Below are 3,926 nucleotides of genomic sequence, written 5' to 3'. Positions count from 1 at the left end.
TCAAAGATCAGAAGACGCGGGCATATTGTTCGTTGCCGACGAAGCCGAGCTTGCCGACGCCGCTACGCTTGATCACCGCCAAAACATTGTCGACGACGATGTAACGCGCATAGGGGTCGGGTTGGACCTGCAATTCGGGTTCGACCGGCAAAGCCTTGGTCTGTTCCAGATAGGAGGCCAACTGCGCCAGGTCGACCGGCGCCCCGTTCCAGGTGATCGTTCCGGCAGGATCGATCATCACCTTGTTCTTTTCCGGATCGACATTGCTGGTGCTGTTGTCGGGAACCGGCAGGTCGATCTTTACCGCGTGGGTCTGGACCGGGATGGTGATGATGAACATGATGAGGAGCACGAGCATGACGTCGATCAACGGCGTCGTGTTCATATCCATCATCGGTTCATTTTCGTCCCGATCTCCAACTGCCATGGACATGCGTTTATTCCTTCGTTCTTAAACGGCCCGCGCCCTTACAGGCGGCTCACGGTGCCCGAGCCAGCAGCCGGTTCGGAAATGAACCCGATCTTCTGGAAGCCGGCGAACTGCATCGTATAGATCACCCCGCCGATGCACTGGTATGGCGCATTGACGTCGCCGCGGATGTGCACTTCGGGGAAATTGTCTTCGGTGATGTTCTCGACGCCACCAATATCCTCGATGAGCTGTTCAAGCTTTTTCTGACCGCGATCGAGCAGTTCGCGCGAATCGACCGGGGTTTGGCCCCAATAGACTTCGCAGGCGCTGCTTTCGGGGTTCGGTTCGCCATCGCCATCGGTATCGGCCGAGCGAACCGACAACAGCACATTTTCAGGTTTCGTCGTCGTCACTTCAAACGCCACATCGGGAAGCTTGAGGTTCACCGTCTGCACCACCACGGGGACCGTGATGAGGAAGATGATGAGCAACACGAGCATGATATCCACGAGCGGTGTCGTGTTGATCTCGGACATCGGGGCATCTTCGCCCTTGTCGCCTACACTCATCGACATAGGATCAGTATCCTGTCACAAAATTACTGTCATGGACTTCGGGTCGACGCGCCATCGGCCTGCCGACCCGGGTCCAGCGGACCCCGCTTTCGCAATGCGCGAAAAGCGGGGATCCAAGAGACCGATCAGGCCTTCTTCGGTGCCGCGGCCGGAGCAGCGGCCTTCGCCGGAGCAACGGTCGTGGCCGGCTTCACCTGGCCGTTCGACATGATCGAACCGAGAACGTCGTTCGAGAAGGTCGACAGGCGGCGGGCGATCGCCTTGTTGCGGCTCTGGAGCCAGTTGAACGCGAGCACCGCGGGAACCGCCACGATCAGACCGATGGCGGTCATGATCAGCGCTTCACCGACCGGACCGGCAACGGTGTCGATCGAGGCCTGGCCCGATGCACCGATCTTCACGAGCGCGCGAAGAATACCGATAACCGTACCGAACAGACCGACGAACGGAGCGGTCGAACCCACGGTCGCGAGGAAGGCGAGGCCCGAGTTCAGCTTCGAGTTGATGTGGTTCTGCGAACGCTCGAGCGTGCCGTGCATCCAGTCGTGGGCTTCGACGGGATCGGTCAGCTTGTTATGCTCTTCGTTGGCGCGCAGACCGTCTTCGACGACCTGGCGATAGGCGCTGTTCTTTTCGAGCTTGGAAGCGCCGTCGGCGAGCGTCGGAGCGCGCCAGAAATTGGCGTCGACCGCCTTGCCCTGGTTGATGACCTTATTCTGTTCAAACAGCTTGGTGAACAGGATGTAGAGCGTGCCGATGAACATGATCAGCAGGACGAGGAAGGTGACCTGCGAGACGATGCCGCCTTCGCACAATGCGGGAACGAGACCATAGGGGCTCGCGCCTTCTTCCTTCACGCACATGGCGGCAGGCATCAGGCTGAGCCCTGCGTCGTGGGCCGGTGCCGCGGCGGCGGCATTTGCGATCAGATTAAACATACTGGAAAATCCCTCTCAAAATATTCGATAAATTCGATAGCAAATCTGCGTGCGCGAAATCAGCGCGGGATCTGCCAACGGATACGATTGCTGTAGGTGCCACCCGTTGGGTTACCCGCGCGATCCTTGCCCGGATTGAACCGGCCACGACGCTGGATAAGCTTGCAGGTTTCGGCATCGAGATCGGCATGACCGCTCGACGAAGTCACGTCACACGAAGTGATGCGGCCGTCGACCCCATAGGTAACGCGGAACCCGGTGGTGCCTTCACGCTCTTCGCGCATGGCACGGGCCGGATAATCGTCGTTCGTCGCCCAGCGACCGGGGTTGCCACGCGGCGAACCTGCGGCGCTGAGATCCGGCGTCGGCGGCGGCGCTGGCGGCGCCGGCGGCGTAAAGACGGGCGGCGGCGGCGTCGGCGGCGCTTTCGGCACCGACTGGATCGTGTTCGTCGATACCGGCGGCGGAATCGGCGACGGCGGCGTCACGACCGGCGGCGGCGGCGGCAAGACATTGTCCGGCGGCGGCGGCGGCGGCGGTTCCTCCGGCGGCGGCGGCTCTTCGACGTCCACCACATCCAATTTTTCGGCGATCGTCTTGACGATACTGATATTCAGGCCGTTGACCAGGCCGTAGCCCAGAACTGCCGTAAGCAGACCAACCAAGACAATCGCCACTACCCTGTTTTTAGGGTCGACATTATCACCATAAGCCATTCAGGGACGACGCTCCTTGCTAGATCATCCTGACACCAATTCCCTGCCGACGGGTTCGGTAGCCAAATGCCCGGATGATTTCCGATGCGTTGTGCGAGACCCGACGGCGCTACGTTCGGCTTATTATGTTTTTGCCGGACGCTTCGCGGCCCGTCCTATCGCGGTGGCGGCACATTCGCAAACCCTTTATCAGCGGTTAATGTGCCTTGTCCCATCATGGGGATTCAGGCGCCGATACCGGTGTCATAAATGACGGAAAGTGGATCAACCATGCGCCTCCCCCACCCGGCAGCACTCGTCGGAATTCTGACCCTTACCCTTGGAATCTCAAGCGTTTCCGCGATGCAGTCGCCCGCGACGGCGGCCCCGGCCAGCCCCTATAGCTATGCCGACATCGCCGACCTGGCGAGCGCCGCGCCGATCGCGATTCAGGCGCGGATTTCGAGGGCCGTGGCGCTCAAACCCGCGCAAGCGCCCGGAGTCGCGGCGGGTCACAGCCGATTCTATGTCGAGGCCGATGTGGTCAGCCTGATTCGCGGCAGCGGTCCGCTCGCGGCGCGAATCTCCTATCTCGTCGACCTGCCCCAGGATGCGAAAGGCAAGGCGCCGAAGCTCAAGAAAAAGCAGCCGGTCCTGCTCTTCGCCCGCCCGGTCGCAGGCGCCGCTGCCGGCAGCAGCAGCACCGGCAGCGTCCAGCTGGTCGCCCCCGACGCGCAATTGCCGTGGGACCCCGCGACCGACGCGCGGCTGCGCGCCATCCTGACCGAAATGGTGAAACCCGGCGCCCCGCCCGCGGTCACCGGCATCGCCAACGGCTTTCATGTTCCCGGCACGCTTCCCGGCGAAGGCGAAACCCAGCTCTTCCTCGATACGCGCACGGGCGAGCCCGTTTCGCTGACCATCCTGACCGCCGCCGACGGGTCGCGGCGCTGGGCGGCCGCCTTTGGCGAGATCGTCGACGGATCGGCCGCGGTGCCCGCGCGCGGTACGCTGGCCTGGTATCGGCTCGCCTGCGGCCTGCCGCGCACCCTGCCGCTGAGCAAGCTGGCCGGAACCGCGCCCGAGGACCGCCGCAAGGCCGCGTCGGATTATGCGATCGTCCTGGGCGCGCTGGGCGAATGCACGCGCACGCGCAAACCGCCGGTCGCAACGCAATAGCCGGACAATAAAGCGCAGCTTCGGCGCCCCCTGGGCGGACCGGGCTTGTTTCCGTCCCAAAAGCGGATAGGGCGCTGGCTTCCGGCGGGCGATCGTCCGCGCATATTGTTCGGAGTCCCCGCATGTC

General features: G+C 62.7%; 5 protein-coding genes. 1 reads left to right on the top strand and 4 read right to left on the bottom strand.

Going from position 1 to position 3,926, the window contains the following annotated elements; all coding sequences use genetic code 11:
• Positions 1–7: 7 nt before the first annotated feature.
• From A3E77_RS16365 to A3E77_RS16350, 4 genes are all read right to left on the bottom strand, one after another.
• A complete protein-coding gene (locus tag A3E77_RS16365) occupies positions 8–433 on the bottom strand; it encodes an ExbD/TolR family protein (protein ID WP_293647877.1) in 426 nt (141 codons plus the stop codon).
• Between the two features lie 35 nt (positions 434–468).
• Positions 469–987: an ExbD/TolR family protein gene (locus A3E77_RS16360; RefSeq protein WP_293647875.1), complete on the bottom strand. Its 519-nt coding sequence runs from the start codon at positions 985–987 to the stop codon at positions 469–471.
• A gap of 125 nt (positions 988–1,112) precedes the next feature.
• The gene (locus A3E77_RS16355) at positions 1,113–1,925 is read right to left on the bottom strand and encodes a MotA/TolQ/ExbB proton channel family protein (protein ID WP_293647873.1); all 813 of its coding nucleotides are present in this window, start codon (positions 1,923–1,925) and stop codon (positions 1,113–1,115) included.
• Between the two features lie 59 nt (positions 1,926–1,984).
• On the bottom strand, positions 1,985–2,641 hold the full coding sequence (locus A3E77_RS16350) for an energy transducer TonB (RefSeq protein ID WP_293647871.1): 657 nt from the start codon (positions 2,639–2,641) through the stop codon (positions 1,985–1,987).
• Positions 2,642–2,983: 342 nt separating this feature from the next.
• On the opposite strand from A3E77_RS16350, the gene A3E77_RS16345 reads away from it, so the two are divergent.
• Positions 2,984–3,799 (top strand): hypothetical protein, encoded by an 816-nt coding sequence (locus tag A3E77_RS16345; protein ID WP_366652647.1) that lies wholly within the window; start codon positions 2,984–2,986, stop codon positions 3,797–3,799.
• Positions 3,800–3,926 lie beyond the last annotated feature (127 nt).

This window comes from Sphingopyxis sp. RIFCSPHIGHO2_12_FULL_65_19 (assembly GCF_001830555.1).
Classification (GTDB): Bacteria; Pseudomonadota; Alphaproteobacteria; order Sphingomonadales; family Sphingomonadaceae; genus Sphingopyxis.
Note: the sequence above shows the minus strand (reverse complement) of the source record. Positions and strands in the feature narration are given on the sequence as shown.

Bases quoted from the DNA above. Each gene is read 5' to 3' on its own strand.
- A3E77_RS16355 (WP_293647873.1), bottom strand. From the start codon at position 1,925: ATGTTTAATCTGATCGCAAATGCCGCCGCCGCGGCACCGGCCCACGAC.
- A3E77_RS16345 (WP_366652647.1), top strand. From the start codon at position 2,984: ATGCAGTCGCCCGCGACGGCGGCCCCGGCCAGCCCCTATAGCTATGCC.
- A3E77_RS16350 (WP_293647871.1), bottom strand. From the start codon at position 2,641: ATGGCTTATGGTGATAATGTCGACCCTAAAAACAGGGTAGTGGCGATT.
- A3E77_RS16365 (WP_293647877.1), bottom strand. From the start codon at position 433: ATGTCCATGGCAGTTGGAGATCGGGACGAAAATGAACCGATGATGGAT.
- A3E77_RS16360 (WP_293647875.1), bottom strand. From the start codon at position 987: ATGTCGATGAGTGTAGGCGACAAGGGCGAAGATGCCCCGATGTCCGAG.